General features: G+C 72.6%; 25 protein-coding genes. 15 read left to right on the top strand and 10 right to left on the bottom strand.

Translation table 11 applies throughout. The annotated features are described in order from the left end of the window. Positions 1-313: 313 nt before the first annotated feature. A complete protein-coding gene (locus tag SFY69_06240; protein MDX2131631.1) occupies positions 314-865 on the bottom strand; it encodes a hypothetical protein in 552 nt (183 codons plus the stop codon). Between the two features lie 152 nt (positions 866-1017). On the opposite strand from SFY69_06240, the gene SFY69_06235 reads away from it, so the two are divergent. Together SFY69_06235 and SFY69_06230 are read left to right on the top strand one after the other, a co-directional pair. After that, a complete protein-coding gene (locus SFY69_06235) occupies positions 1018-1920 on the top strand; it encodes a hypothetical protein (protein MDX2131630.1) in 903 nt (300 codons plus the stop codon). Between the two features lie 48 nt (positions 1921-1968). Next, on the top strand, positions 1969-2394 hold the full coding sequence (locus tag SFY69_06230; protein MDX2131629.1) for a tetratricopeptide repeat protein: 426 nt from the start codon (positions 1969-1971) through the stop codon (positions 2392-2394). 5 nt (positions 2395-2399) lie between these two features. Here SFY69_06230 and SFY69_06225 read toward each other — a convergent pair whose 3' ends face one another. Both SFY69_06225 and SFY69_06220 read right to left on the bottom strand, forming a co-directional pair. Beyond that, positions 2400-4028, bottom strand: a complete 1629-nt coding sequence (locus SFY69_06225; GenBank protein MDX2131628.1) for a prenyltransferase/squalene oxidase repeat-containing protein — start codon at positions 4026-4028, stop codon at positions 2400-2402. 9 nt (positions 4029-4037) lie between these two features. Next, a complete protein-coding gene (locus tag SFY69_06220) occupies positions 4038-4757 on the bottom strand; it encodes an RsmE family RNA methyltransferase (protein ID MDX2131627.1) in 720 nt (239 codons plus the stop codon). Between the two features lie 118 nt (positions 4758-4875). Between SFY69_06220 and SFY69_06215 the strand changes: the two genes are divergently transcribed. Continuing rightward, the gene (locus SFY69_06215; GenBank protein MDX2131626.1) at positions 4876-5946 is read left to right on the top strand and encodes a hypothetical protein; all 1071 of its coding nucleotides are present in this window, start codon (positions 4876-4878) and stop codon (positions 5944-5946) included. Between the two features lie 43 nt (positions 5947-5989). On the opposite strand, the gene SFY69_06210 is transcribed toward SFY69_06215, so the two are convergent. Next, a complete protein-coding gene (locus SFY69_06210; protein ID MDX2131625.1) occupies positions 5990-7177 on the bottom strand; it encodes a hypothetical protein in 1188 nt (395 codons plus the stop codon). A gap of 136 nt (positions 7178-7313) precedes the next feature. On the opposite strand from SFY69_06210, the gene SFY69_06205 reads away from it, so the two are divergent. Next, positions 7314-8978 (top strand): M14 family metallopeptidase, encoded by a 1665-nt coding sequence (locus SFY69_06205; GenBank protein MDX2131624.1) that lies wholly within the window; start codon positions 7314-7316, stop codon positions 8976-8978. Between the two features lie 117 nt (positions 8979-9095). Here SFY69_06205 and SFY69_06200 read toward each other — a convergent pair whose 3' ends face one another. Then, entirely contained in the window at positions 9096-10433 is a 1338-nt protein-coding gene (locus SFY69_06200; GenBank protein ID MDX2131623.1) for an MFS transporter, read from the bottom strand. 299 nt (positions 10434-10732) lie between these two features. Here SFY69_06200 and recA point away from each other — a divergent pair, with 299 nt between their 5' ends. Continuing rightward, positions 10733-11992 (top strand): recombinase RecA, encoded by a 1260-nt coding sequence (gene recA, locus SFY69_06195; protein MDX2131622.1) that lies wholly within the window; start codon positions 10733-10735, stop codon positions 11990-11992. Positions 11993-12363: 371 nt separating this feature from the next. Continuing rightward, complete coding sequence (locus tag SFY69_06190; protein MDX2131621.1) at positions 12364-13326, top strand: hypothetical protein; 963 nt, start codon at positions 12364-12366, stop codon at positions 13324-13326. 28 nt (positions 13327-13354) lie between these two features. On the opposite strand, the gene SFY69_06185 is transcribed toward SFY69_06190, so the two are convergent. From SFY69_06185 to SFY69_06175, 3 genes are read right to left on the bottom strand one after another with little or no spacing between them, the layout of a single operon-like run. After that, positions 13355-13876 (bottom strand): hypothetical protein, encoded by a 522-nt coding sequence (locus tag SFY69_06185; protein ID MDX2131620.1) that lies wholly within the window; start codon positions 13874-13876, stop codon positions 13355-13357. After that, on the bottom strand, positions 13876-14418 hold the full coding sequence (locus SFY69_06180; protein MDX2131619.1) for a YkgJ family cysteine cluster protein: 543 nt from the start codon (positions 14416-14418) through the stop codon (positions 13876-13878). The genes SFY69_06185 and SFY69_06180 overlap by 1 nt, the downstream gene beginning before the upstream one ends. Further along, entirely contained in the window at positions 14415-15029 is a 615-nt protein-coding gene (locus SFY69_06175) for a cyclodeaminase/cyclohydrolase family protein (GenBank protein ID MDX2131618.1), read from the bottom strand. The genes SFY69_06180 and SFY69_06175 overlap by 4 nt, the downstream gene beginning before the upstream one ends. On the opposite strand from SFY69_06175, the gene SFY69_06170 reads away from it, so the two are divergent. Both SFY69_06170 and SFY69_06165 read left to right on the top strand, forming a co-directional pair. Then, positions 15028-16500 carry a TIGR01777 family oxidoreductase gene (locus tag SFY69_06170; protein MDX2131617.1) on the top strand — a complete coding sequence of 491 codons (1473 nt, stop codon included), beginning with the start codon at positions 15028-15030 and terminating at the stop codon, positions 16498-16500. The genes SFY69_06175 and SFY69_06170 overlap by 2 nt on opposite strands. Positions 16501-16594: 94 nt before the next feature. Next, positions 16595-17455, top strand: coding sequence for an alpha/beta fold hydrolase (locus tag SFY69_06165; protein MDX2131616.1), 861 nt, complete (start codon positions 16595-16597; stop codon positions 17453-17455). A 145-nt stretch (positions 17456-17600) separates the two neighbouring features. Here the strand turns inward: SFY69_06165 and SFY69_06160 are convergent, their stop codons facing one another. Both SFY69_06160 and SFY69_06155 read right to left on the bottom strand, forming a co-directional pair. Further along, positions 17601-18428, bottom strand: a complete 828-nt coding sequence (locus SFY69_06160) for a TerC family protein (protein MDX2131615.1) — start codon at positions 18426-18428, stop codon at positions 17601-17603. Positions 18429-18456: 28 nt separating this feature from the next. Then, positions 18457-19167, bottom strand: a complete 711-nt coding sequence (locus tag SFY69_06155) for a PEP-CTERM sorting domain-containing protein (protein ID MDX2131614.1) — start codon at positions 19165-19167, stop codon at positions 18457-18459. Positions 19168-19317: 150 nt separating this feature from the next. Here SFY69_06155 and SFY69_06150 point away from each other — a divergent pair, with 150 nt between their 5' ends. The 7 genes from SFY69_06150 (at position 19318) to SFY69_06120 (ending at position 24700) form a co-directional block, all read left to right on the top strand. Beyond that, positions 19318-19623: a hypothetical protein gene (locus SFY69_06150; GenBank protein MDX2131613.1), complete on the top strand. Its 306-nt coding sequence runs from the start codon at positions 19318-19320 to the stop codon at positions 19621-19623. Positions 19624-19759: 136 nt separating this feature from the next. Next, on the top strand, positions 19760-21253 hold the full coding sequence (locus SFY69_06145) for a phage portal protein (protein ID MDX2131612.1): 1494 nt from the start codon (positions 19760-19762) through the stop codon (positions 21251-21253). A gap of 14 nt (positions 21254-21267) precedes the next feature. Beyond that, positions 21268-21807, top strand: a complete 540-nt coding sequence (locus SFY69_06140; protein ID MDX2131611.1) for a hypothetical protein — start codon at positions 21268-21270, stop codon at positions 21805-21807. Positions 21808-21912: 105 nt separating this feature from the next. After that, a complete protein-coding gene (locus SFY69_06135; GenBank protein MDX2131610.1) occupies positions 21913-23085 on the top strand; it encodes a DUF5309 family protein in 1173 nt (390 codons plus the stop codon). Positions 23086-23226: 141 nt separating this feature from the next. Further along, positions 23227-23877: a hypothetical protein gene (locus SFY69_06130; GenBank protein MDX2131609.1), complete on the top strand. Its 651-nt coding sequence runs from the start codon at positions 23227-23229 to the stop codon at positions 23875-23877. 44 nt (positions 23878-23921) lie between these two features. Then, positions 23922-24335 (top strand): hypothetical protein, encoded by a 414-nt coding sequence (locus tag SFY69_06125; protein ID MDX2131608.1) that lies wholly within the window; start codon positions 23922-23924, stop codon positions 24333-24335. Next, a complete protein-coding gene (locus SFY69_06120) occupies positions 24332-24700 on the top strand; it encodes a hypothetical protein (GenBank protein ID MDX2131607.1) in 369 nt (122 codons plus the stop codon). Before SFY69_06125 ends, SFY69_06120 begins: the two co-directional genes overlap by 4 nt. Positions 24701-24739: the final 39 nt, after the last annotated feature.

Here is a 24739-nt window from a genome sequence, read left to right as displayed (position 1 = left end):
CGGCGCTGCTCGTGCTGGTGCTGGCGTGCCTGGGGATGCGGGGGGACGACCCACCTCGGCTGTACGCGCGCCGGCTGGCGATCTGCATCGGCGTGAACGAGTACACGCAGGTGTGCAAGGACGCGGGGTGGTTCGGCGAGAACCTCCGGCTGGCGGAGACAGACGCGACGGACGTGGCCGACTGCCTGGAGAAGCAGTACGGGTTCGAGGTGACCCGCCTGATCGGCGCGAGCAACGCCACGCGGGACGCGATCGACGGCGCCATCACCGGCGCGCTCGAATCGCTCGGGGCGAGCGACGTGCTGGTGATCTTCTACTCCGGGCACGGCGTGCGGAAGCAGTTCCGCAAGGCGTCGGGCGACCCCTGGACGTACGAGGGGTATCTGACGCCGGGCGGAGTGGCGGCCAAGCCCTCGGCGGAGTCGCACGAGGCGTACAGCACGGTGCTGTATTCCATGGGCGATCTCGCCCAGCGCGTGCGCGGGAAGAAGGTGGGTGAGAAGTGGGAAGAACAGAAGGGGCGGCACATCCTGCTGCTGATGGACTGCTGCTTCAGCGGGTTCGCCGCCCTGCCGCGCGGGCAGAAGAAGGAGTCCCGGCACGACACGTACCGCAAGTTGGCCGAGGACAAGTCCCGCGTCGCCATCACGGCGGGCACGCACGATGAACTGGCGTTCGAGCCACGGGGCGGGAGAAACGGGGCGTTTACGGCGGGCCTGCTGAAGGTGCTGCGGCAGCACGCGGAGAACAGGTCGATGGCGTCGGCGACGGAGGTGTTCGTCGACGTGCGCGACGAGGTGCTCCAGCTCGCGCAGCAGGAGGGGCGCGAACTCAACCCGCTGCTGCGCCATCTGAGCCAGTACAAGGGCGAGATCGTGATGATCCCGGTGACCGCGCGCGAGACCGAAGCACGCCTCGCGTCGGACGATGCCCAGGAGGGCGAGGGCGCCGCCGACGGGCGGGGGCGCGGGGCGGGACGCGGCCCGCGCCGGGGGGGGGGCGCGGGGCGCCGAGCCGGTGAGCGACGAGGAGTTTCAGGCGGTGTACGCCGACGCCGTGGAAGCGCCCGAGCCGGGCGAGGCGGCGGCACCGGGCGACGCGGGGACGGGCGGGCGCGAGCCGCGGGACTGGAAGCGGACGTACGACGAGAACCTGCGGCGTGCGTCGGCGGGCGACCCGCGCGCGATGACGCTGGTGGCGATCATGCAGTCCAAGGGGCTGGGAACGACGCAGGACGAGCAGGCGGCGTTGATGTGGGCGACCGAGGCGGCGAACCAGCAGGAGGGCACCGGGCAGGTCGAGCTCGGGAAGTTCTATCGAGACGGCGTGGGGACGGAGAAGAACGAGGAGGCGGCGCGGGCGATCTTCGGGAGCCTGCCGCAGGAGATGGACGCGCTGCGCCAGCGCTTGCAGGCGAACCCGAACCAGACAATCTCGGTGGTGGACGTACTGGGCGCGCTCACGGGGCGGACCGGCGGGGGCGGCGGGGACGGAGGAAGCGGCGGGGGCGGGGTATCGGGCGGAACACTCCTGGGATCGCTCTTTGGCGACGCGCGCGCGCGCGACGCGACGACGGTCGCGGAAGCGATGCGCCAGATCGAGGAGCGCGGGCGGCGGGTGCGCGCGTTGTACGACACGATGGCGGCGAAGAACGACTACCGCGACACGCTCAAGCCGCGCGAGCTGTGCGACGAGTGGATCGCGTCGCTCCCGGTGCTGGAGCGGCTGGCGAAGGGAACGTCCAGCGAGGCGGAGATCTTGCGGGGCTCGGCGGCGTTGCGCGACGTGCTGAAGAAAGAGCTGCGTGAAGCGACGAAGGACGGGCGGAAGAACGCGATCGCGCGGGCGCTGGACAAGGCGGACGGGGCGGTCCGAACGCTTCGGGAGGCGGTCGGAGTTGACCCCGGCCCGGCGAAATGATCAACTCATGAGGACGCCGCGCGGCGGCGTCAGATGCGGGAGGATGTCATGATGCGTGGGACGGGTGTGGGAAGTGCGTTGATGGTGGCGGCGCTGGTCGCGTCGTGCGCGGCGACGAACCGCTATGTGCTGGACAAGTGCGCTGTCGAGACAACGGTCGAGGTGCCGCACGACGGCGACACCGTGCCGACGACGCTGTGCTCGTACTCCGAGGAGGGCGATCTCGCGATCGGCATCAGGCAGATGACGGCGCGAGACTACGCCGACGCGCGCAAGTCGTTCGAATCGGCGGTTGCCCGCACCGACGGCAACTCGCGCCGGAACGCGTACCACGCGCTCGGGGTCGCGTGCGAGATGCTGGGCGCGCTGGCGGACGCCGAGTCGGCGTACAAGCAGGCCAACCTGCTGGACGACAAGGCCAAGTACGAGCGCGACATCCTGCGCGTACAGAAGAAGCTCGGCAAGAGCAAGTAGCCCCGCTACTTCCGCGCCTCGCCCAGGGCGTTGAGCGCGTAGGCGCTGATGAGCACCGGGTCGTTCTCCATCCAGCGGTCGTCGACGGGCGTCATCGAGCCGTCGGGCTGCGCGAGGGTGGCGAGGCGGGCGACGAGGTCGTCGCGCCAGCGGCGGGGCGCGGCCTGACCGGACGCCGCGCTGTTGCCGGGTGATGCGGACGAATCAGGGGTCGCGGGCGAGCCGGGTGTGCGGCCGTCGGCCGGTCGGGCCGTCGGGACATCCTGCGCGGGCAGCGTCATCACGACATCGTCGCCGGTCGCGCCGAGCGCGCGGGCGAAGACGAGCAGGTAGTAATACAGCCCGTCGGTGCCCACGCCGGGGTTTTCGTCGAGCGTGTAGTTGCGGCGGATCCAGTCCTTGGCCGCGATGACGCGCGGGTCGGTCGGCGTGAGCCCGGCGTACAGGTAGCTCTTGAAGCCCGAGTACGTCATGGAGCCGTAGGCGCGCAGGCGGCTTTCGCCCTGCCAGTGCGCGACCTTCCTGACCTCGACGGGCGCGTCGGACAGATCGGTGAAGGCCTGGGCGACGAGGCTCCCGAAGAGTTTCTCGTCGGTCAAGCCGCAGCGGATCTCGAAGTCGCTCCCGCCGGCGCCCGTGAAGCCCTGGTTGAAGGTGATGACGCAGGTCTCGCCGATGGTGCGCAGCGCGGGCGTGTTCGCGTCGGCGATGGCCTTCGACACGCGGGCGCGGACCTCGTCGCGGGTGAGCGTGACGGGCTTGTCGCCCTCCTTCTTCGTGAGGCGCACGCGGGCGGCGAGCCCGGGCGGGCCCGAGAGGCTCTCGGTGATCTCGCCGGCGTTGGTCTGCCCGCTGCCGACCTGGTCCTTGTTGATGCTGGTGGCGTAGATGAACCCGCCCTGGGTGCTGCCCGCCGCGAAGGGCGAGTCGTTGATCACCGTGCCGTCGGGCGCGGTGTGCTGCATCTGGCAGCGCTGCAGGAAGACGAGCGCGCGGCGGAAGGCGGGGTCGGTCTCGGGCAGGCCCGAGACGCGCAGGGCCTCGACCGCGAAGGACGTGTTCGACATGTCCGGGCGGCCGTGGTTGCCGTAGCCCCAGCCGCCGTAGTACGGGTGCGAGCGATCGACGGCCTCGGCGGCGTCGACGGCGCCGTCGCGCGTCACGGCGCCCTCGCCGTATTGCAGGCCCTTCAGGAAGGTCTGGGCCCGGGCGATGGCGTCCTTGAGTTTCGCGTCCGGGGCGGGGATGCGCGCGAGGGCGGCGAGCGAGATGGCGGTGTTGTACGAGGGCAGGATGGAGTCGTAGATCCCGCCGTCGGGCTGCTGGCGGGAGAGCAGGAAGGCGACGCCCCGCGCGACGGCGGGGTCGGCGGGGTCGACGCCGTTGGCGAGCATGCCCTGCACGACGAGGGCGGTGATGGCGGGGAAGACGGGCCGCCCGGGCGCGACGTTCCAGCCGCCGCTCGCGGGGTCCTGCCTGGAGCGCAGGAACTCGATGGTGCGTGACGCAAGGGCCGCGGCGTCGGGGTGGGCGGGGGCCGGTGCCCCGTGCTGGGCGGGCGGCGGGGCGGGCTGGGCGAGCGTCGGGGTGGCGGCGGCGAGTACGCAGGCGACGAGGGTGGCGGCGCGTGTCATAGGCGCATGCTATGGGGCGGGGCGTTCGAGGTGCATGACGCACGCCGCCGCGACGACGGCGGCGACCTCGGTGCGCATCACGTGCCGCCCGAAGGAGGCGGGCGTGGCGCCGGCGTCGCGCATGGCGGCGAGTTCGTCGGGGGTCCAACCGCCCTCGGGGCCCACGAGGAGCGTGAGGGCGGGCCCCCCGCGGCGTTCGTAGGGTGGCCCGCTGGCGTCGGCGACGATCGCGCCGGCCAGGGTGCCGTCGCGGCGCAAGTCAAGGAGATCGACGGGGGGCTCGATGCGCAGCGCCCACGCCCGCCCGCACTGCTTGAGCGACTCGCGGGTGACGCGCGCGAGGCGGTCGAGCTTGGTTTCACGCGGGTCGACGATGGAGCGGGCGGTGCGGAGCGGGGCCCACGAGGCGGCCCCGGCCTGCGACAGGCCATCGATCATGTCGGCGAGGCGCTCGCCCTTGGGCGCGCAGGCGAGCACGTGCAGGGCGGGCTGCTCGGGGGGCAGGACGCGGGCGTCGTCGACGCGCACGTCGAGGGTCCAGAGGCCGTCGTGCTTGGCGGTGCGGAGGATCGTGCCCGTGCCGACGAGGCCGGCGCCGTCGCGCAGGGCGAGGAGATCGCCCTCGCCGAGGCGTCGCACGCGCAGGGCGTGGTGCGCGTCGTCGCCCGAGATGCGCGCGATGTCACCGGCACGGGGGGCGTGGTCGAGCAGCACGGCGTGGACGCCCATGCGGGGTCTCCGGTCGGTGCGGGGTCGTGACCATATTCTCGGGCGTGCGGGCGGGGCGGCGGCCCAAGCGGCGGGTGTGTCGAGACGACATAGATCCCGCAGGGATCGCGGAGCGGGCATGAGCAACACGGACACCACCCAACCCGGCGCGACGAAAGACCTCGACACCGAGGCCGCGATCGGCGCCGAGATCGACGCGCTGGCGCAGGCCGCGCCGGGCGGGGGCGAGACGCGCCCCGATGCGATCGCCGACGACCTCACGCGCCAGATCGAGGACATTCTCGCGGAAGGGCCCGGGCAACGCGGTTCGATCCCCGCGGACGTCTCGCCCGAAGTGCTGGATGAGGCGGCCGCCCTGGCCGAGGAGATCGGGCGGCTCATCCACGCGGGCAATGGCGGCGGGGCGACCGATGCCCCGGCCCCGCAGGAGCGATTCGCCGTGGCCGAGGGCGGCGGGCAGGAGCAGCCGACGGCGGCGGAAGAAGGACTGCCGGCGTTTCTGCCCGGCGCGGGCTCGCCCCGCGGCGCGGGTGCGCCGGCCGAACCGGACGCGGGCGCCGAGACGGCCCCGCCGGTGACGCCGCCACCCGCCGAGCCCGCGGCACAGGTGCCCGAGACGCCGCCCACCCCTGAGCCAGCGCCGGTGCCGGTGCCGGTTCCGATCGCGGCGCCCGTGCCAGTGGCGGCGCCCGTGCCCACGCCTGCACCCGCGGCGCCCGAGGAAACGCCCCGCGCGCGTGTGACGGTGGAAGAAGTGAAGCCTCGCGCACCGCGCGCGGTGCCGGGATTCCTGGCGGCGTTTGCCAGGCCGCTGGCGAAGAAGTCGCCCTTCATGCGGCGGGCGATCGCGCTGCTGGGGGTGCACACGCTGGCGCTGGGGCTGTTCATGTGGGCGTACGTGCTGCACCTGCGTCCCGCGCCGCAGCACGCGCACGCGGGGGCGTTTGATTTTCACGCTGGCGACGTGCCCCACGTGCCGGACCCGCCCCCGAAGGAAGCGCCCGCTGGCGACGGGCACGGCGGCGATGACGGGCACGGCGCGAAGAAAGACGCGCACGCCAAGGACGACGGACACGGCGCGAAGAAGGACGCGCACGGGGCCAAGAAGGACTCGCACGCCAAGGCCAAGGCGCCGCCCAAGGGCGGGGCCAAGGCCAAGAAAGACGAGAGCCACGGCGGGGGACACTGACGCCCCGACTGCGCACCCGGCGGCCCGCGGCCGACGCGGCGCGTCACGTCCCCACGGGCTGCTCGTCCGGGGCGGCGTCCTCGGGCTTCTCGGGCGCGGGCAGCGAATCCCGCCACTCCTTGTCGAGCGCCTCGAACGAGACGCCCAGCGCCTCGCGCGTCGCCTCGTCGAGCGACTTGCCGCCGGACATCGCGCGGAACCACGCGTTGCGGGCCCCGTCGCCCGAGCGGGTGGTGATGAACTGGACCATGTGGTGCCCCTGCGTGTAGACGTGCCCCTGGTAGCGCCCCTCGACGGTCTCGAAGTCCGTGATCGCGTCCCACGGCGCGAGCTGCCCGCGGCGTGCCCAGCGCTCGACCGCGCGCTCGGGCGTGCGTCCGTCGAGCACAGTCGTCATCGCGTACTCGGCGACGCCCTCGAGCGCCCACCAGGGCATCTTGTTCGAGGCCGGGCCCATCACAAAGGTCGCGACGTGCCCGTACTCGTGCGCGAGCAGGGCCTTGAGGTCGGGCACGCTCGAGCGGCGCGAGGCGAGCAGCTTGATCGACTCGTTGGGCTCGTTCCAGCCCGCCAGCCCGTTGGTGTAGCTCAGGCAGATCGAGTGCTGCAGGTGGCGCATCGAGCCGTAGAGCTTGATCTTCTGCGTGTGCCGCGGCAGGTCGTGCCCGGGCAGGTCGCCCTCGTGATGCCCGAAGAGCTTCTCGACATCGGCCCGCACCGCGACGAACGCCTCGACGGTCCGCTCGGCGAGTTCGTCCAGGCCCGGGTCGTGGTACACGACGACGCCCGGGGCCTCGTGCGTCTCCCAGGTCTCGCCCGCGTAGAGCCAGCGCCCGTCCTGCGACACGAAGCGGGCGGCGAACGTCACCGTGCGGGGCTTGCCCTCGGCCATCGTCCACGTCCAGGTGAGCGGGCCGGTGGCGTTGGGCCCTTCGACCGCGAGTTCGCCCACCGTCAGTTGCACCGCCGTCGGCTTCTTCTTCGCCATGTCGTTGGCGAAGTACGTCTGCTCGTAGACGAACTCCGAATCCGCCTTGTCGATGAACGCGAGGTAGGCCGGCGCGTCGCCCGCGAGGGCCGCGGCCTCGATGCCCCGCATCGTCGCCTCGACGCCGGCCTTGACGGCGGGGTCCGCCCGCGCTTCGTGCGGGACGGGCAGGCCCGCGGCGCAGGCGGGCGCGCCCGGCAGGGCGACGAGGAGCGAACCGACGACAAGGGCGTGAGGCTTCATGGCCCGGATCGTACCACGCGGCCCCGTTCGCTACGCTGGGCGCATGCCCCGACCTGACCGGCCCGCCTGCCGCCGCCCGACGAATACACCGACGGCGCGTGCCCGCCCGACCTGTGCCTTGACGCCGCATGCCTCGGTGCCGACTTCTGCTCGCTCCCGGTGGCCTGCGTCGCTCGCGTGCCTCGCGGCGGTGCTGGGCGCGCTCGTTTCGCCCGCGGCGCGCGCGCAGCCGAACTCGCAATTGCCGGATCTCCGCACGGTCGCCGAGGCGTCGGACTATCGCGCGACCGCGCGCCACGCCGAGGTCGTTGCGCTCCTCGACGCCATCGGCGCGGCCCACCCCAACGCCCGGCGTGCTTCGATGGGCGCCAGCCACGAGGGACGCGACCTGCCGCTGCTCATCGTGTCCGACGAGCCGGTCGCGACCGCCGCAGACGCACGCCGCCAGGCCGACGAGCGCGGCAAGGTCGTCGTCTTCGCCATCGGCAACATCCACGCGGGCGAGGTCTGCGGCAAGGAAGCGCTGCCGATGCTCGCGCGCGAACTGCTCGCGGGCGAGGGCGCCTCGACGAACGACATCCTCCGTCATGTCATCTTCGTCATCGCGCCGATCTACAACGCCGACGGCAACGAGCGTGTGTCGCCCGACAACCGCCCGGGGCAGAACGGCCCGGAGCTGGGCATGGGCGTGCGCGAGAACGCGCAGGGCTTCGACCTCAACCGTGATTTCATCAAGCTCGAAGCCCCCGAGACCCGCGCGCTCGTGCGGTTCTTGAACGCGTGGGACCCGCACGTGTTCATCGACTGTCACACGACCAACGGCTCGCTGCACCGCTACACCATCACGTACGCCGGGCCCAAGTGCCTCGCGGGCGACGAGGAGGTCCGCGCGTTCTCGCGTGATGTCATGTTCCCGCGCATCGCCGGGCGGTACGGCGCGATCTGCGCCGAGCCGACGTTCTGGTACGGGTCGTTCGGCGAGAACGTCTTCGGCAACCCGACCGAGCCGCCCCCCGCCGCCGCGGCGCGGGCGGACGTGCAGACCTGGGGCACGTTCCCCGCCGAGGCGCGTTTCGGCACGACGTACGTGGGCCTTCGGGGGCGACTGAGCATCCTGAGCGAGGCGTACTCGTACGCGCCGTACAAGGATCGCGTGCTGCGGACGCGCGACTTCGTGCGGGCCGCCCTCGGCTGGGCCGCCGCCGATCGAGAGGCGATCCGCGCGATCACCCGCGAGGCCGACGAGCGCGCCCGTTCGCGCGAGCCGGCGACGATCGCGATCCGCTCGCGCCTCGTGCCCTGCCCGGGCGAGGTGACGGTGCTGGGCTTTGAGAAGACCTCGCCGGCCGATCGCGCCTCGCCGGGCGCGCCCCAGGACCACCGCGCGATCCTCATGGACTGCTTCGAGCCCACGGCCACCGTCACGCGCCCGCGCGCGTACGTCGTCCCGCGCGACGAGCGCCTCGCGCACGTCGTCGAGGTCTTGCGTCTGCACGGCGTGCGCGTGGACGACGCCGACGCCGACGCCGAGCGCGACGGCGAGACGTACGTCGTCGACTCGCTCGCGTCCGCAAGCCGCCTGTTCCAGGGGCACGCGCTCGTGCGCGTCGAAGCCACGCCCCGGCGCGAACGCGTCGCCATCCGCAAGGGCGATTTCATCGTGCCGATGGACCAGCCCCTCGCGAACTTGGCGGCGTACCTGCTCGAGCCCTCGTGCGAGGACGGCCTCACGACGTGGAACTTCTTCGACGCGTTCCTCAAGCCCGGGGAGACGTTCCCGGTCCGCCGCGTGATGGAGTAGGACTCTCTCGCTCCACTCGTGGCAGGGCTTCTTTTCCGGGTCCTCCCCCTTTGGGCGAGGACTCGCCGCAGTCCTGCGCTGTCGCCCGCTCCCTCTCCGCCGCGTCTCCCCCACCGCTCACGCCGCGCCGCGGGTCGGGGCGGGGGCCATGCCGATCTCGCCCGCCTTCTTCGTGCGCGCCATCACCCGGTCCAACTGGAACATCTGCACGCACGACCACACGTACGCCAGGCTCGCGATGACCAGCGGCACGCGGAAATCGCCCAGCGCCATGTACAGCCCGACGCCCAGCAACTGGAACAGCTTTCCCCGCACGCCCACCAGCGTCGCGTGGATCGCCACGTACTGCGGCACCTTCTCGGGCGTCGGCGCCAGCGCCACCGGCCCGAGCATCCACCCCACGCTCGCACCCGCGTGGGCCGCCCCGTACACCAGGCTCGCGATCGACAGCCCGTACGTGTCGTCGGCCCACAGATAGAGCATCGGGTACACCGCCAGCATGCCGAACGACAGCCCCGTGCTGCGCACCGGGCCCAGCCGGTCCATCAGCAGCCCCGCGGGCCACAGGCACGCGACCAGCGCCAGCAGATACACCGTCTGCGTAGAGAACGCGATCTCGTCGTACTTCAGGTTCAGCCGGTCGGTCACCAGCATCGGCAGCAGCGCGTACGCGATCATCCAGCCGACGCCGTAGGTCATGTACGCGGCCTCGTACCGCGCGAACACGCGGTCGGTCCGCAGCACTTCCTTCGCGTGCGAGATCGGCTCGACAAGCCGCTTCAGCAGCCCCGCGCCCCGCGCCGGGGCCATCACCCGCCCCGCCCCGTGCCCCGTCCGGTGCGACAGCCGGATGAACACCCAGATGCCGGCCAACTGCAGCCCCGCCGCCGCGGGCAGGTAGTACCGGAACGCGTTGTGGTCGATCTCCAGCCACTCGCCCACGCCCCAGCCCATGAGCGCCCCGAACACCATCGACGCGCCCCACATGGCGCTGTACACCCGCCCGCGCGTCGCCGCCGGGTACAGGCTCTTGAGAAGATCACCCCCCGCCGGGTGATACCCCGCCACCCCCATGCACGAGATCACGTACGGCACCAGCAGCGTCCAGTAGTCGACCGCGAGCGCGCACAACGCCAGCGGCACGCACGCCACCACCCACCACGTCTTGAGGTACGACGCGAACGACCGGCGCGAGAACAGGTCGTTCCAGAAAATCGAGAGCGCAAACAGCACGCTCGAACTCGCCGTCACGATCAGCGTCTGCCAGTCGTTCGCCTCGAACCGCTTGCGCGCCAGCACCGGAAAGACGAACCAGATCGCCATCTGCGTGGACTGCAGCAGCGTCACGCCAAGGCCGTGCGAGAGCAGAATCGCCCAGGTGGGACGGGACGGCCCACCGTTCGGCGAAGCCGCCGAAGTCGGGGTCTGATCGGCGGCGGTGGACGGTGCGGACACGGCGTGGACGGTACGCGCGGGGGCAGGGCAGCATGGATCGTCCGACGCGCGGTGTAGTGGAAGAGTCTCGCAACAAGCTGTACATCTTCAACTTAGAAATTTGCGCATCACGCACACCCTACCAAGACTTGACGGTGCTGTTCGGTATCCGGTATAGTCGGGGCGTCCGGGCTCGCGGCCAGCGCCGCCCCCGGGCGGCCGCGTCGGGCGTTTGCCCGCGGGTGCTGGGCGCTGGAGAGTCGGGGTCGAAAGGTCTCCGTTCCGGCGGGGGCTCCCCGAGCGCGAAAGGACGGGCGATCATGGCGCAGGTTGAGACCAAGGGCGACGTGCGGGGGCAGGACAAGGGCGGGCCGGCGAAGGGCGCCGAGCGGACGCAGGTGGAGTTGAAGCCCGCGGACGGCAAGCCGTCGGAGACCAAGTCGGCGGAGGCCAAGTCGGCGGAGGCCCGGGCGGGCGATCCGCGGCCGCGGGTGCTGAGCAAGGCGGAGCAGGACGCGGCGAAGGCGGCGGCCGAGGCTGACAAGGCCAAGCGCAAGGCCCTGGACGTGACGGTGTCGCAGATCGAGAAGACCTTCGGCAAGGGCTCGATCATGCGGATGAACGACGGCACGATGCAGGCCATCCAGGGCATCTCCACCGGCGCCCTGTCGCTCGACCTCGCGCTGGGGGGCAAGGGTGTGCCCCGCGGGCGCATCGTCGAGATCTTCGGCCCGGAATCCAGCGGCAAGACGACGCTCGCGCTCACGATCGCGGCGTGCTGCCAGCGCGAGGGCGGCGTCGCGGCGGTCATCGACGCCGAGCACGCCCTGGACCCCTCGTGGGCCCGGCGCATCGGCGTGGACATCGACCACCTGCTCGTCAGCCAGCCCGACAGCGGCGAGCAGGCCCTGGAGATCTGCGAGCTGCTGGTGCGCAGCAACGCGGTGGACGTGATCGTCGTCGACTCCGTCGCCGCCCTGGTGCCCCGGGCCGAGCTCGAGGGCGACATGGGCGACGCCTCGGTGGGGCTGCAGGCGCGGCTGATGAGCCAGGCGATGCGCAAGCTCACGGGCGTCATCGCGCGGAGCAACTGCCTGGTGATCTTCATCAACCAGATCCGCGAGAAGATCGGCGTGATGTTCGGCAGCCCGGAGACGACCACTGGCGGGCGGGCCCTGAAGTTCTACTCGAGCGTGCGGATCGACGTGCGCCGGACCGGCGCGATCAAGGAGGGCGACGTCACGGTGGGCAGCCGCACCCGGGCGCGCGTGGTGAAGAACAAGGTCGCCCCGCCGTTCCGCGATGCGGAGTTCGACATCATGTACACCGAGGGCATCTCCGCCGCGGGCGACCTGCTCGACCTGGCGGTCGCGACCGAGGTCGTGCAGAAGTCCGGGGCATGGTTCAGCTACGGCGAGGTGCGCGTGGGGCAGGGGCGCGAGGCGTCGAAGGCGTTCCTCAAGGACAACCCTGATCTCTTCAAGGAGATCCGCGAGAAGGTTCTTGCGATCAAGCTCGCCCAGCCCGCCACCCCCGGCACGCCCGCGCCCGACGACGACACGGACCCGGGCGAGGAATAAGGCCGCCACGGCGCGACGGCGTCGCAGGGCCGCAGGGCCGCATGGCCGCAGAGCCCAGAGCCCAGAGCCCAGAGCCCTGAGCCCCGTGGCCCTGTGGCCCCGTGGCCCCGTGGTCCTGTGGCCCTGTGGTCACTCGCCGCCGGATTCTGCCGAGCGCGGCGTGCCGGCGGGGCAACTATCCACCGCCGGAGGCTCCCGCGCGGGCGCGCCGGACGCCGTCCGACCGGCGTGCGCATGGGCCCCGCGGGCGGGCAATGATTGGGCCCGGCGTGGTCGCCGGTGTCTTCGGGGGGTCGGAGGCCCGCGGGACGTTCGGCGGGCGTCGTTCTGACCCTTGACGGGGCGCAGATGGACTTGGGTGGAGGAATCACGTGAGCACGCACACGATCGTCGGGTTCGCAACGGGACTGCTGCTTCTGAGCAGCGCGGCATGGTCGCAGCTCGTGACGCCGCCCCCGGCCAAGGCGCCGACGCTCGAGGGGCGCATCCCGGTGGTCGTGGCGCCGCCGGCCCCGCCGCCACCGCCGCCGACGGAGGTGCGCTCGAACCCGCAGCCGGTGCGGGCGCGTGCCACGCCGAAGCGTCCCCCGCTGCGTGACCTGCCCGACCTCAAGTTCACCTCGCTGGTGCAGCGTGACGCGAGCGGGCAGCTGGTGCTCATCACGCACGAGCCCCTGGAGAAGGCCGCCCTCCGCGTCAACCCGACACTGCCCGAGGGCTTCGTCGATTCGCTGGGCGACTACTTCGCGGAGCGGACGGCGGCGTTCGAGCGGATCGCGATCAACAACCTCGACATCATCGAGAAGGTCGAGCAGAACTTCATCGAGAACACGAACTACAACGAGAAGGAAGCGATCACGCTCGTGGTCAACACGCTCAAGCCCCTGACCCCGCCCAGCGCGCCCAAGAAGATCACCGACGATCTCGAGGAGAAGGGCAAGCTCGAGCCCACGCAGGCCGCGTTCAACATCAAGGTCGTGCGCGAGTACCAGCAGGCCCGCTACCCCGAGCGCAAGGAGGGCGCCACCGACGCGGACAAGCGCGCCAACGCCTGGGTGATCGCGAAGCAGGCGTCGCGGTACGGCGTGGAGGAGAGCGAGATCGCCTACCGCGGGCTCATCGCCGAGGCCGCGGGCAAGCTCCCGATGCTCATGGACAAGATCGAGATGTCCGAGGAGCACCGCGACGCGGCACGTCGCGCCGCCCGGGGGTACAAGGACTCGCTCTCGCAGGACCAGAAGATCAAGATCTGGCACGACGCGACGAGCGCCCTGTCGATCGACCAGCGTCGCCAGATCCTCCGCGCGATGGTCGACGCGCGCGAATCGAAGTAGATCGCCCGGCCCGCCGGCCGTCGTCGTGCTACGCGGGCACGAACATCCCCAGCAGCGCCCGCCACTCCGCGTAGCGGTACGCCACGCCGAAGCGGTCGTGCGCGCGGCGCACCGCCTCGTGCACGCGCTCCGCGAGTTCGTGCTGCCAGTCCTGTGCGCTGCGGTCGCAGAAGTACACGCGGCACGCGCCGGGCTTGGCGAGGTGCACCCCGCACAGGTTCGCCGTGAGGAACGGGCAATCGCCCCGCGCCAGCGCCCCGTCGAGCGCGTCGCGCGTCAGCAACACGCCCGGGGGCAGACGCACGATGGTGCGGGCCGCCTCGAGCCCGGTCGTGTAGAGCCGGTGCCCGGCCTGTTCGAACGCGCAGCACCGACCGCTGCCCCAGCAGGCGGGGTTGCGCGCCCCGACCTGGTCCTCGATCATCGCCTCGATGGCGTCGAGCGCCTCGCCCACGCGCGGGTCGCGGGCCGCGGCCAGCCAGAGGCGCGCGAGCGCGTCGTCCGAGATCGCGTCCTGCGCGCGTGGGCCGTGCACATCGTCGCCGGGCATCAGATGTCCACCCGCTCGCGCAGCACGCGGATCTGCACGGGGGTGCTGCGCGTTCCCGTGTCCATGCCCGGGCACGTGCGTTTGGCCCGTTCCCACGCGTGTCGGGACAAGAGGTTGCTCTTCCAATAGGGCCAGGTGCGGCACTGCGCGGGGCGGTCTTCGTACACGGCGCACACCGCCTTGCCCGGCACGCGCGTGCGATCGAGGAACACGCAGTCGAGCCCGAACGACGTCTGCACCTCGGTGAGCGATCGCCCGCGCCGCGTCGAGCGGGTGTGGGCCTCGAGAAATGCGTTGATCTCGATCCCAAGCCGCCGGGCCATGGCGGCGCACTCGTCGTCGGTCACCAGCACGTAGCCCTCGGGCCCCGTGCAGCAGTTGCCGCACATCGTGCACGCGAAGCGCAGCCCCGCCTCGCCGGTCTCGTCCGGCAGGTCGAACCACTCGCGCGGGGGCGGCGCCGTCGGGGCGGGCGACGCCTCGGAGAACTCCCGTTCGGGTGTTGGCGGTTCCGGGGGTGTCTGGTCGGGCGCGTCGCTCATGCGCGGCACGCCCCCTCGATCACCTCGCGGATCGTCCAGGCCTTGCCGAGCAGCGTGTCGGCCTCGAGCATGAGCGCGTCCCGTTCGGCGCGGTCCTCGAGCAGCGCGACATTCACGCGCACGTTCCACCAGGCGCTGCGCGCCCCGGCCTCGCCCAGCACCCCGGCGATCGCCAGGTCGCTGCGCAGGTGCGGGTTGGTGATGGCGGTGAGGTCGTCCAGCCGACGCAGCATCTCAACGCACGCGCCCAGGACGGTGCGGGGCACGTCGATACTGGTGCGGACGGCCGCCGCCAGCCCGGCGCGGCGCGGGTCGCCCTCGGGCAGTCGCTGCAGTTCGTTGACGAGGGCGTATGCCTCGGCGTCTTCCTCGCCCAGGCGCAGGAACATCTCGCGCAGGGTGTGCAGTTGGCGGTCGGCCTCGCGCAGGGCACCGTCGTGCGGGGCGAGGCTCTTCTTGCCGATGCTGTAGGCGAGGACCATGCGTCCCAGGGCCGCCCCTAGGGCCGCGGTCGTCGCGGCGACCGCCCCGCCCCCCGGGGCGGGCGTCTTGGCGCTGACGGCGTCGAAGAACTCCCGCAGGGACAGGTCGGTGAATCGTCGCGGCGTCATGGCCAAGTATCGGCGCGCCGCGACGATCGCGTACGCTGGGCTGCCGATGCCCCGCCTGGTCGTGACAACCCCCATGCCCGCCCGACGCGAGGCGCTCTTCGCGTGGCACGAGCGCCCCGGCGCCTTTGATCGCCTGTTGCCCCCATGGGTGCGGGGCGAGGTCCTGCACGCGTCCGGGGGCATCCGCGACGGGGGACGCCTGACGTTCCTCGTCCGGCGCGGGCCCACGCGACTCACGTGGGACGCCCTGCACTCGGGCTATCAGCACGGGCACGCCTTCGCCGACGAGCAGGTGCGTGGCCCGTTCGCCCGCTGGCGCCACGTGCACCGGATGCTCGACGCACGCGACCCCGCCGCCAGCCTGCTGCGCGACGAGGTCGACTTCGCGGTGCCGGGCGGGCGCGTGGGCTGGGCGCTGGCGCGGCACGTGCTCCGCCCCGACCTCGAACGCATGTTCGTGTTCCGACACCTGCGCACCCGCACCGATCTCGCGCTGCTCGGCGCCTTCGAGCGCGACCTGCGTGCCGGGCGGGCCGCCCGCGTCGCGATCTCGGGCGTCGGCGGCGGCATCGGCGGCGCGCTCGCCTCGCTGCTGCGCACCGGCGGGCACGAGGTGGTCCGGCTTGTCCGTCGGCGCGCGGGCGAGGGCGAGGCGATGCTGGCCGTCGGGGGCGGGCAGGACCAGATCGACAAGGCGGCGCTCGAAGGGCTCGACGCGATCGTGCACCTGGGGGGCGAGCCGGTCGGCGGCGGGCGCTGGACGGACGAGAAGGCGCACGCGGTGCGTGCGTCGCGCGTCGAGAGCACGCGGGCGCTCGCGCACGCCGTCGCCGAACTCGCCCGCCCGCCGCGGGTGCTGATCATCGCCTCGGGCGTCGGGCTGTACGGCGACCGCGGCGAAGACGAACTGTCCGAGAGCGCGGGCATCGGGAGCGGGTTCTTCGCGGAGGTCGCGCGCGACTGGGAGGGCGCCGCCGCCCCCGCGCGCGAGGCCGGCGTGCGCGTCGTGCACCTGCGCCTGGGTGTCGTGCTCGCGGCGCGCGGCGGGGTGGTCGGCGCGGCGCGCGGGCTCTTTGCGCTCGGGCTGGGCGTGTGCCCCGGGCGCGGGCGTCAGTGGTGGGCGTGGGTCGGGCTCGACGACGTGCTGGGCGCGATCCTGCACACGATCGTGTCGTCGGACCTCTCGGGCGGGGTGAACGTCGTCGCGCCGGAGTGCGTGCGCGCCCTGGAGTTCTGCCGCACCTTCGCGGGCGTCTTCGATCGCCCCCTCGCCGGGCGATTTCCCGCGTGGGCGCTGCGTCCGCTCGCGGGCGAGCGTTCGGAGGCGGCGTTGTGGAGCACGCGCGCCGTGCCCGAGAAACTCCGCGCGAGCGGGTACAGATTCATCGAGCCCGAACTCGAGGGTGCGCTCCGCCGCGAACTGGGCCTCACCCGCGCGGCGGACAGCGCCACCGAGATCGAGTGGTCGTAACCCGTCTCTCGGAAACCCGCTCCCGGGGGCTTTCAGGCCCCGTTCCTCGACGCACCCCCGCAACCGGGCGGTCCCGCGTCCCCTATGACTTCGCATGACCACCGTGGCTCCGCGTCGCGCACGGGCTCTGCGGCTTGTTCGGCGTCTGCTGGTGCTCGCGCTCATCGGGTACGCGGCTCTGGCCGGGATGCTGTACGTGAAGCAGGACGCCATGCTGTTTCCGCGGCAGTACACGCACCTGCACCCGGACAGCACGCCGCCGACCGGGGCCCGCGGCGTGGTGGTGACGCTGGCCGACGGAACGTCCGTGGAGGGCTGGTACCGGCCCGGCGCCGGCCGCTCGCCAGAAAGCCCCGGCCCGGGCGTCATCTTCTGCCACGGCAACGCCGAGCTCATCGACGACCGCCTCGACGTGATGCGCGAGTACTCGTCCCGCGGCGTCGGGGTGCTGCTCATGGAGTATCCCGGCTACGGCCGGTCCACAGGCGCGCCCTCCGAGACGTCGATCCGCGAGGCGGGCGCCCGGTTCTTCGACCTGCTCGCCGGCTTCCCGGAGGTCGACCCGTCGCGCATCGTGGCGCACGGCGTGTCGCTCGGGGGCGGGGCCGCGGGTCAGATCGCGCGCGAGCGCCCCGTCGCGGGCCTCGTGCTCACCTCCACGTTCACCAGCGTCGCGTCGTTCGCCGGCCGGTACTACGTGCCCGAACTGCTGGTGCGCCACCCCTTCCGCACCGACGACGTGCTCCGCACCTTCGACGGGCCTGTGCTGATCTTCCACGGCGTGGACGACGAGATCGTCCCCGTCGCGCACGGGCGGGCGCTCGCGGCGATCGCACGCCGCGCCACGTATGTTGAGACCCCCGGACGCCACAACAACTACCCGCCTGATCCGCGGGCGCACTGGGCGCAGATCGACGCGTTCTTCCGAGCAAACGCCTGGCTGCCGGCCGAGTAATGCGGGCCGGGCGGGCCGGGCTGCGCTCGTCCGGCTTCTTGCGTGCGACGCCGCGCCGCCGGCACGCGGGGCGCTGACGCGCCCGTCGCTTGCGCTTCGGGCTCGTACGCGGGCTTGGACGATGCTCGTACTTCGGCCCGTCGGATCAATCCGGCGCGGCGGCGGCGGCCTTGGCGGCCTTGCCACGCGACAGCAGGTTCAGCACCTCGACCCCCAGCGAGAACGCCATCGCGAAGTAGATGTACCCCTTCGAGATGTGCTGCCCGAGCCCGTCGGCCACCAGCACGATCCCGATCATGAGCAGGAACGCGAGCGCGAGCATCTTCATCGTCGGGTGCTTCTCGATGAAGCGGCTGATGCGCCCGGCGAAGACCAGCATCACGCCCACCGAGATCATCACCGCCGCGACCATGACCGGCAGCGCCCGCGCCATGCCCACCGCGGTGATCACCGAGTCGAGCGAGAACACGATGTCGATCAGGAGGATCTGGAAGATGATCTTGCCGAACGCCGCCCGCGCCGCCGACGCCGCGTGTGATTCCTCGTGCCCCTCGATCTTGTGGTGGATCTCGAGCGTCGCCTTCCCGAGCAGGAACAGCCCGCCGAGGATCAGGATGAGGTCGCGTCCCGAGATGTTCATCGCCTGCGTGGTGGTCGTTCCGTCGGCGTTGTGCAGCGTCTCCTGCATGAATGGCACGGGGATCAGCGGGGTCTTCGCAAGCCCGATGATCACCGTGATGGTCGCCAGCAGGGCGATCCGCGTGATGAGCGCCAGCGACAACCCGAGCGTCCGCGCCCGCGCCCGCTGGTGCTCGGGCAGGCGCCCCACCAGGATCGCGATGAACACGATGTTGTCGATCCCCAGGACGATCTCGAGCGCCGTCAGCGTCACCAGCGCGATCGCGTTGTCCCAGGTGAACAGCCCTTCCAACGTCCACCCGGCGGCCCCGGCCTCGGCGAGCATGTGCATCATGGCGGACGAGCGTATCGCGCCGGACGATTCAGCGCCTCCGACGCGCCAGCACCAGCCCGCCCAGCCCGGCCAGCACAACCGACCCCGGCGCGGGGACAAGCGCAAACCGCACGTCGTCGGCGTAGTGCCCGTCGAACTCCACGCCGCTCGTGTCGTTCAGGATGTCCTCCGCCGCCACGAGCTGGATGGTGATGTACTGCGTCGACGCGGGGAGCGCCAGGCTCGCGACGGCGGACTCCCACGTGGCGGTGTTGGCGTCGGAGAAGAGGATCGTGGTCTGCAGGCCGGTGGAGGTGAGCGACTGCGCGTTGGCGTAGGACGTGTGCGAGCGGACGTTGACGCCGAAGTAGGTGTCGACGAAGGACGGTGCCGGCCCGCCGACGCGGTTGAAGAGGGCCCCCACCGTGACCGAGCCGAACCCGGTGGTGATGATCGCCTGGTCGGCCGGGGCGGTCATGTCCACGATCTGGATGACGTCGCAGGCGACCCCCGGGCCGGCCCCCCCGCTCGAGGTCGCGAGGAACTTGAGCATGCGGTTCCCCGCCGCGGGCGTGATGGCGTTCTCGGCCGTCACGAAGTTGTGCAGGTCCCAGCGCCAGTCGGTGTTCAGGGGCCCGCCCATCACGGGGGCGCCGACCTCGAAGGAGGGGTTGGTGACCGTGGCCCCCAGGGCCGCCCCGCCCAGCACGCCCGACGCCACCGCTCCGACCACCGCACCGAACATCATGGACTGACGCATCGCGAACTCCTCTCGTGGGGAGGTGGTGCGCCGCGGGCCCCGAACGACAGGTGCGGGACGCGAGGCCAACCCCTCCGCCACTGCCAGCGATGACGGGGCCGATCCGCTCACGCGATTCGCCCCGGCGCCCGCGTCGCTACCATCCGCCGCATGTCCACCGACCTCTATCAGCCCGGGCAGCGCGTGCGTGTGACGCAGCAGATCCCCCACCTCGGCAACGCCGACCCCACCACCGCCGGCAGCGTCGAGGGCACGGTGATCCGCTACGACCAGACCAAGACGGGCTCGTGGTACGCGCACAGCCGCGACGGCAAGCTGTGGCTCGACCGCCTGGTGCTGCGCAAGGACGACGGGGAGATGGTGTTCGTCAATCTCGACCGGTATTCCAGCGTCGAGGTGCTCGAGGCTGCGCGCGCACCCGAGGCCCCGCCCGCGCGCGAATCCGCCGGAATCTAGTTTTTTTTGACGCCCGGTTTGGAGGCTGAACCCGCGTGGCCCCGCCGCGCCGGGCGGCCGCTGCGCGCGCACCGCGGGACGCGCGGGGGAAGGGTGACGGGCGGCCGCACGAGGCGTGCCCGGCTGGAGGCACCCGATGAACCCCGCGCTGCGATACACCGATCCGTCGACCTCCCCGCACGCCGCGCTCGGGCCGGGCGAGGCCCCCGACCCCGCGCTCGCCGACGCCGCGCTGCTCGCGGCCATCGAGGCCCACCGTCGCACCGAGCTGCCGCGCCTGCGCCGGCTCTGGAACTACTACCGCAACCCCATGACGCCCACGCGCGACGCCCGCGGCTACCGGCTCGGGCAGGAGAGCGGGCTGCCGGCGCGCATCCTGGCCGGGGCCGCGTGGGGCGGCGTGTCGCGCGGCGTCGTCGTCGAGAACGACATCGGCTGGCGCGTGCAGACCATGGTCGACTTCCTGCTCGGCAAGCCCGTGCGGATCGTGAGCACCGCGCCCCAAGAAGACCGGCGCGCGCTGCTCGACCAGGTGCTCGACCTCGTGTGGGAGCGCTCCGGGGGCATCGCCCTGCTGCAGGACATGGCGCTGCTGGGCCAGGTGTACGGGCACGTGGACCTCGTGCTGCGCGTCGACCACGACGCCGTGCGCCTGGCGCGGGGCGAGCCGCGGGCGCGGGCGCTCCGCGCCGCCGAGGGGCTGCGCATCGAGGTCGTGGATCCGTGCCGCGGCGTGCCGGTCTTCGCGAACGCGCCGATCTCCAGCGCGTCGCTCGCGCCCGACGCGTACGCGATCCTGGCCCCGGCGCCGGCCGAGGCGCGGGCGGGGCTCGCGGCCGACGGGCGGTACGCCCCCGCCGCGGGGCCGGACGTCGCCGAGGTGCTGACCGCCGACGCGCGGCGGGTGTACGAGGGCGGGCGGCTCGTGTGGGAGCGCGAATGGTCGTGGTCGGGCGAGCGCCCGCCGGTCGTGCACATCCAGAACATCAGCGACCCGACGAGCTACTCGGGGCTGGGCGAGGTCGAGCCGCTCATCCCGCTGCAGGACGAGCTCAACACGCGCCTGTGCGACCGCGCCCACCGCGTGACGATGCAGTCGTTCCGCATGTACCTCGCCAAAGGCGTGGACGGGTTCGACAAGGCCCCGATCGCGCCCGGGCAGGTGTGGATGACCGACAACCCCGAGGCGTCGATCACGGCGTTCGGGGGCGACGCGCCCACGCCGGGCGAAGAGGCGCACATCCGCGAACTGCGCGAGGCGCTCGACAAGGCCTCGGGCGTCCCGCCCCTGGCCGGGGGCGTGGTGCAGGGGCGCATCGGGAACCTCTCGAGCGCGAACGCGCTGCGCGTGACGCTCATGGGCGTGCTCGCCAAGACGGCCCGCAAGCGCGTGACGTACGGCGCCGGGATGGCGCGCATGTGCGCGCTCGTGCTCGAGGCGCTCGACGCCGGCGGCGCGCTCGCGACCGGCGCGGACGAGCGGGGCGTGCGCCTCTCGTGGCCCGACCCGCTCCCCGAGGACACGCAGGAACTGGTGCAGATCGCCAAGGGCAAGCGCGAGCTGGGCGTGCCGGCCGAGCGCGTGCTCGAAGAACTCGGCTACGCCCCCACCGACGAGGGCGTGGCCTGAACGGAGGAGATCCCATGAGCAGCGACACGACGAACACCGCACGGGCGGGCGGGCGCGCGACGCACGACGCGCCGGACGCGAGTGCCACCCGGCCCGCGGGCGAGGCCGCGGACGAGGCCGCGGGCGAGGCCGCGGGCGAAGACCAGGGCCTGACGCGCGACGCGGCGATCGCGCGGGTGGAGGCGCAGGTGGGCGGGCTGCGGGCGCAGCTCGCGGCGGCCCGCGAGGCGCTGGACCACGCCGAGCGCCGCCACGCCATCGAGCTGGAACTGCTCCGCGCGGACGCGCTCGACATGGAGACGGCGCGCCTGATGACCGAGGCGACGGTGGCGCAGATGACCGAGCCGGACGTGGCGGCGGCGGTGGCGGAGCTGCGGGCGCGCAAGCCGTTCCTGTTCCGGGGCAAGCGCGGCGGCGCGCCGGGGGGCACGCCCGGGGCGGTGCTGCGCGCGATGCGCGGGGCGGAGGGCGCCGCGCCGGCGGAGGAGGCGCAGGCCGCGGGACGGGGCGATCGGGCGGCGCTCCTGCGGTACCTGCGGTCGCGTCGGGCCTAGCGGGCGGGCGGGGCGGGCGGGGCGGGCGGGGGTGATCGGCGTGGTGGTGGGTGGATGTGGCGGGCGGAGGATGGCGCGGCACGCGCCGGAAAGGAAGGGTGACGCATGAGTTTCTCGGGGAAGGCGACGTACGGGGCGGGCGCGGACCTGCCGGAGATCATGGAAGACGTGTCGGACATCATCGGGATCGTGAGCCCGTACGAGACGGCGCTGCTCGACCACCTGGGCGACGCGAAGCGCCCCGCGACGAGCACGGTGCACGAGTGGGTGGAGGACACGCTGCTGCCCAACACCGACACGATCAACCAGACGACGTTCACGCCCAACGCGCAGGACGCCACGAGCGTGACGGTGGCGAACGGCGCGCGGTTCCAGGTCGGGGACCTGGTGCGCCCGGGCAACGCGCCCGAGGTGATGCAGGTGACGGCGGTGTCGACGAACGTGCTGACGGTGGTGCGTCGGTACGGCTCGACGCCGGCGAGCAGCCTGAGCAACGGGCTGCGCCTGACGATCCTGGGCAACGCGGCCCTGGAGGGGGCGGACGCGACGACCGCGCGGTTCACGAGCCGCGTGCGCAAGCAGAACTACACGCAGATCTTCGCGGCGACGGTGGACGTGACGGGGACGATGCAGGCGGTGCGCGCCCACGGCGTGCCGGACGAGATCGACTACCAGAAGCAGGAGCGTCTGCGCGAGCTGCTGCGGGACCTGGAGAACTGCGTGATCAACGGGACGGCGCCGGCGTCGACGCCCCAGGGCGGGTCGAGCGTGCGCCGGTCGATGAACGGGATCATCAAGCTCATCTCGACGAACCAGTTCGTGCCCGGGCAGGGTGGCTTCCCGGCGGGCGGGGGCGCGGGGACGGACCTGTCGGAGAACGTGCTGAACGCGGCGATGCGTCTGGCGTGGGAGCAGAGCCAGGGGCGGGTGGACACGATCGTGGCGGGCGGGTTCCAGAAGCGCCGGATCAACCAGTTCATCGCGACGACCGCGCGCCACTACGACGCGGGGGAGACGCGGGTGCGCGACATGGTGAGCGTGTACGAGAGCGACTTCGGGGTGTGCCGCGTGATCCTGTCGCGGTGGATGCCGGCGGACACCATCCTGCTGCTCGACAGTTCGCGGGTGGAGGTCGTGCCGCTGGCGGGGCGCAGCTTCCACTTCCGCCCGCTGGGCGCGACGGGCGACAGCGTGAGCGGGCAGGTGGTGGGCGAGTACACGCTGGAGTTCCGCAACGAGGCGGCGCACGCGCTGGTGCGCGGGCTCTCGACGACGTGATCGGGAGCGGGAGGACTCGCGGCGGCCCGGGGGCTGGGCGCCGCACCGGCCCGCGCGCGACGGCGCGCGGGCGCGGCTTGGCGGAGTGGTTCGGCGACGGGTTGAACGAGTGCGCGCCGGGGGCGGCGGGGAGGAACGGGCATGTACGCGAAGGACCGGGACCTGCTGATCATGGAGCCGCTGCTGTTCCGCGATCTGGGCTGGGCGGGGCAGACGCTGGTGAGCGGGGTGGCGTCGATCAGCGGGACGTCGCTGGAGCTGCTGGGCGACCGCGGGCTGGACACGCAGGGCGTGGGGGCGGGGTACGTCGTGACGGTGGACGGGGTGTCGAGCGAGATCGTGTCGCTGCTGGGCGCGACCGAGGCGGTGGTGAGCGTGCCGCGGGCGAGCACGGCCGACCCGGCGGCGGCGCCGACGCCGGCGTCGGACCGTCCGGGGTACGTGTGCACGTTCCGCCCGCAGATCGCGTGGGCGCACCGCTCGGTGCTGCGTCTGGCGGGGGTGCACGCGGCCGGCGAGGCGCCGGCGGGCGAGGCGGACGAGGCGGACGAGACGGCGATCCTGAACGGCGCGGAGCTCTGCCGCCTGGAGGTGCTGATCGCGCTGGCGGTGATCTACGCGGCGGCGGGGGCGGGGAGCGCGGAGGCGTCGGCGCACAACCAGCGGGCCGCGGCGTACCTGCGCCGGGCGCAGGCGGAGCGCTCGCGCCTGCGGGTGCACCTGGACCTGAACGGCGACGGGGTGGCGGAGGTGGTGCGTGCGCTGGGCGGGGGGCAGTTGGCGCGGGGGTAAAGGCGGGTGCGCGGGGGCCGCCCGCGGGGCCGGGAGGTGACGACATGCTGGTGATCAGTCCGCAGTATGTGACGTTCGCGGGCGTGCGCTGGGCGGGGGTGCGGTCGGTGGCGGTTGATCGCCACGCGGCGCGTGCGGTGGTGGAGGGCGGCGACGGCGGGCGGTACGCGACGTTCGCGGACACGCCGGAGGTGCGGGTGACGATCACGGTGGTGCTCGAGCTGGAGGCGAGCGATCTGGCCGGGCCGCGGCCGGGCGAGCAGGGGACGCTGGAGTTCTCGGCGGCGGCGGGCGCGAGCGACGTGGGGCGGCGTGTGGTGCGGGCGACGTGCGTGGTGCTGCGCGCGGTGCACGAGGTGCGGGGCGCGGGGGCGACGCGGACGGTGACGCTGGCGGCGGTGTCGACGACGGGGTCGGCGGACCCGGTGGTCGTTGAGGTGGGGGGCGACGAGAAATGAGCACGTTCAAGGGGCTGAACCTGTTCGGGAGCGGGCCGCACCGGTTCGAGGAGGGCCCGCGGGGCCAGTTGATCACGGTGGACTACTTCGAGGGGGGCATCGGGGGCGGGAGCACCGCGCAGGGGCCGATCGACTGGGTGGTGGTGGTGCGCGGGCGGCTGGTGTCGGGGAGCGAGAGCGGCCTGCGCGGGCTGCGCGACGCGGTGCTGGCGCAGGTGCAGGACACGCCCACGCCCGGGACGCTGGTGGACGACCACGGGCGGACGTGGACGGGGATGTCGTTCGTGAAGTTCGCGGAGGACGGGGCGGTGGACCGCGGGCGGGTGTTCAGCACGGCGTACGAGGCGGTGTTCCAGAAGCTGTGACGCGGGATGGGGCTGCGAGACGGCACGGGCCTGAATGGC

The sequence above is a fragment of the Planctomycetota bacterium genome (assembly GCA_033763975.1).
GTDB lineage: Bacteria > Planctomycetota > Phycisphaerae > Phycisphaerales > UBA1924 > RI-211.
Note: the sequence above shows the minus strand (reverse complement) of the source record. Positions and strands in the feature narration are given on the sequence as shown.

Excerpts from the sequence above, each read along its gene's own strand:
- SFY69_06140 (MDX2131611.1), top strand. The coding sequence starts at position 21,268 with ATGAGCAGCGACACGACGAACACCGCACGGGCGGGCGGGCGCGCGACG.
- SFY69_06135 (MDX2131610.1), top strand. The coding sequence starts at position 21,913 with ATGAGTTTCTCGGGGAAGGCGACGTACGGGGCGGGCGCGGACCTGCCG.
- SFY69_06165 (MDX2131616.1), top strand. The coding sequence starts at position 16,595 with ATGACCACCGTGGCTCCGCGTCGCGCACGGGCTCTGCGGCTTGTTCGG.
- recA (MDX2131622.1), top strand. The coding sequence starts at position 10,733 with ATGGCGCAGGTTGAGACCAAGGGCGACGTGCGGGGGCAGGACAAGGGC.
- SFY69_06215 (MDX2131626.1), top strand. The coding sequence starts at position 4,876 with ATGAGCAACACGGACACCACCCAACCCGGCGCGACGAAAGACCTCGAC.
- SFY69_06125 (MDX2131608.1), top strand. The coding sequence starts at position 23,922 with ATGCTGGTGATCAGTCCGCAGTATGTGACGTTCGCGGGCGTGCGCTGG.
- SFY69_06175 (MDX2131618.1), bottom strand. The coding sequence starts at position 15,029 with ATGACGCCGCGACGATTCACCGACCTGTCCCTGCGGGAGTTCTTCGAC.
- SFY69_06185 (MDX2131620.1), bottom strand. The coding sequence starts at position 13,876 with ATGCCCGGCGACGATGTGCACGGCCCACGCGCGCAGGACGCGATCTCG.
- SFY69_06225 (MDX2131628.1), bottom strand. The coding sequence starts at position 4,028 with ATGACACGCGCCGCCACCCTCGTCGCCTGCGTACTCGCCGCCGCCACC.
- SFY69_06155 (MDX2131614.1), bottom strand. The coding sequence starts at position 19,167 with ATGCGTCAGTCCATGATGTTCGGTGCGGTGGTCGGAGCGGTGGCGTCG.
- SFY69_06220 (MDX2131627.1), bottom strand. The coding sequence starts at position 4,757 with ATGGGCGTCCACGCCGTGCTGCTCGACCACGCCCCCCGTGCCGGTGAC.
- SFY69_06150 (MDX2131613.1), top strand. The coding sequence starts at position 19,318 with ATGTCCACCGACCTCTATCAGCCCGGGCAGCGCGTGCGTGTGACGCAG.
- SFY69_06210 (MDX2131625.1), bottom strand. The coding sequence starts at position 7,177 with ATGAAGCCTCACGCCCTTGTCGTCGGTTCGCTCCTCGTCGCCCTGCCG.
- SFY69_06160 (MDX2131615.1), bottom strand. The coding sequence starts at position 18,428 with ATGATGCACATGCTCGCCGAGGCCGGGGCCGCCGGGTGGACGTTGGAA.
- SFY69_06230 (MDX2131629.1), top strand. The coding sequence starts at position 1,969 with ATGATGCGTGGGACGGGTGTGGGAAGTGCGTTGATGGTGGCGGCGCTG.
- SFY69_06120 (MDX2131607.1), top strand. The coding sequence starts at position 24,332 with ATGAGCACGTTCAAGGGGCTGAACCTGTTCGGGAGCGGGCCGCACCGG.
- SFY69_06130 (MDX2131609.1), top strand. The coding sequence starts at position 23,227 with ATGTACGCGAAGGACCGGGACCTGCTGATCATGGAGCCGCTGCTGTTC.
- SFY69_06180 (MDX2131619.1), bottom strand. The coding sequence starts at position 14,418 with ATGAGCGACGCGCCCGACCAGACACCCCCGGAACCGCCAACACCCGAA.
- SFY69_06145 (MDX2131612.1), top strand. The coding sequence starts at position 19,760 with ATGAACCCCGCGCTGCGATACACCGATCCGTCGACCTCCCCGCACGCC.
- SFY69_06170 (MDX2131617.1), top strand. The coding sequence starts at position 15,028 with ATGGCCAAGTATCGGCGCGCCGCGACGATCGCGTACGCTGGGCTGCCG.